Source organism: Mesorhizobium sp. P5_C1, assembly GCF_054049815.1.
The window spans coordinates 1-1,361 of record NZ_JBFULQ010000946.1; the positions used below are offsets into that span (position 1 = coordinate 1).

The 1,361-nt window shown below is 57.5% G+C and carries 4 protein-coding genes; 3 read left to right on the forward strand and 1 reads right to left on the reverse strand.

The genetic code is table 11. From position 1 onward, the window contains the following. The 3 genes from ACXJ7R_RS32845 to ACXJ7R_RS32855 all read left to right on the forward strand — a co-directional run. Positions 1-315: hypothetical protein (locus tag ACXJ7R_RS32845; protein WP_457155431.1), on the forward strand; the 315-nt coding region annotated here is incomplete at its 5' end. A gap of 273 nt (positions 316-588) precedes the next feature. Then, on the forward strand, positions 589-822 hold the full coding sequence (locus ACXJ7R_RS32850; RefSeq protein ID WP_095086236.1) for a DUF680 domain-containing protein: 234 nt from the start codon (positions 589-591) through the stop codon (positions 820-822). A gap of 62 nt (positions 823-884) precedes the next feature. Continuing rightward, complete coding sequence (locus ACXJ7R_RS32855; RefSeq protein WP_095086233.1) at positions 885-1,112, forward strand: DUF680 domain-containing protein; 228 nt, start codon at positions 885-887, stop codon at positions 1,110-1,112. On the opposite strand, the gene ACXJ7R_RS32860 is transcribed toward ACXJ7R_RS32855, so the two are convergent. Next, positions 1,082-1,361, reverse strand: a 280-nt coding sequence (locus ACXJ7R_RS32860) for a hypothetical protein (protein ID WP_457155432.1), incomplete at its 5' end; no start/stop codon positions are given. The genes ACXJ7R_RS32855 and ACXJ7R_RS32860 overlap by 31 nt on opposite strands.

Below are 1,361 nucleotides of genomic sequence, written 5' to 3' on the forward strand. Positions count from 1 at the left end.
GCGCAGGGTCTTGCCCAGCCAGTCGGCCAGTTCGAGATTGTCTTCGACAAGCAGCAGCCGCATTTCTATCGCTGTCTCACTATCCGCCGCCTTCAGTCTTTCACCGCCTCGAGCCTGATCAGCCGCGGCATCCGACAATGCCGACTGAATGAGCGACAGTATCGATTTCAACGCAAGGTAAATGCGGTCTTGCGGCTGATGACAACGGTTTTTTCGGACAGGATCGGCTTATTTCGGCGCCGAAATCGAACTGAACGGATCGGCTTGCGCGCAAGCGCCACAGTCGATCGAACCGCCCGGTTCAATTTATGTTGACGGACCGTGATGAGATGGTGAACGCCGGCTCGGCGGACGAGCATACAGTCGGCCGAGCGCGTCTATTAACTATTTGATATTGATAAAGAAAATTCTTGCCGCTTCAGCTACTGGCTTCGTTTCAAGGTCTGGATTCGGAGTGCGGAGGAACATCTTCGTGATTGGAAGTCGGCGAACGGAAAACCCATTTCGGTGTGGTCCGAGCGACGCGAAATTCCTCCCAAGGGCACGCCACTAGACGGACTGAACTGAGAACTACTGGAAGTTAAGAAAATGACCAAGATCGCTCTTACCGCCGCCGCCATGCTCGTTGCCACGGGCACCGCTTTTGCCAGCAGCGACCATTATGGCGCCGACAATGTCAACCAGCCGGCCGTGTCCGCGCCCGCTGGTAGAATAGACCACAGCTTCACGGCTTCGATCCGTAGGCCGGTCGAGCACCACGGCTTCTGGCTGACGCCCGATTCGAACCAGCCGGAATCCGGCCAGGGCATCTGGGGCCGGTAAGCCGGCGTCTGTCCGGATCCTCCCAAACCAGAACCATCAACCTTCATTCAGGAGTATTTGAAATGACCAAGATAGCGCTCACCGCCGCCGCCATCCTCGTTGCCACCGGCACCGCCTTCGCCAGCAGCGACAACTATGGCTCAAGCAACGTCAACCAGCCGGTTGCCAGCCACTCGGTTTCCAACATGGACACCATGCACACCGGCTCGATCCTGAAGTCCGAAAAGGCCCAGGCTGACGCCAATGCGAACGTACCGCCTCAGTCTGGCCAGGGCATCTGGGGCCGCTGATCCACGACGCAGACCTTCACTACAAAGAGCGGTGGGCCTGGCCCGCCGCTCTTGTTTTTTGCGCACAAGGGATAGCCGTCAGCTAGTGCATGTCGCCCAAAAGCGGCCCGGTTTTTGGGCAACGACATGCTTAAAAACAAAGACTTAAGCGCGCCGCCTGAATCCGTTTCAACGCGACGCGCTTTAGGCCCGCGCTGGGCCAACCGACCTTCCCAGTCGGCAAAAAAGTTCAGCCTCAAGGAATAAAAC

What these genes read in the sequence shown, in the direction of transcription:
- ACXJ7R_RS32850 (WP_095086236.1), top strand. Translation starts at nt 589, where the DNA reads ATGACCAAGATCGCTCTTACCGCCGCCGCCATGCTCGTTGCCACGGGC.
- ACXJ7R_RS32855 (WP_095086233.1), top strand. Translation starts at nt 885, where the DNA reads ATGACCAAGATAGCGCTCACCGCCGCCGCCATCCTCGTTGCCACCGGC.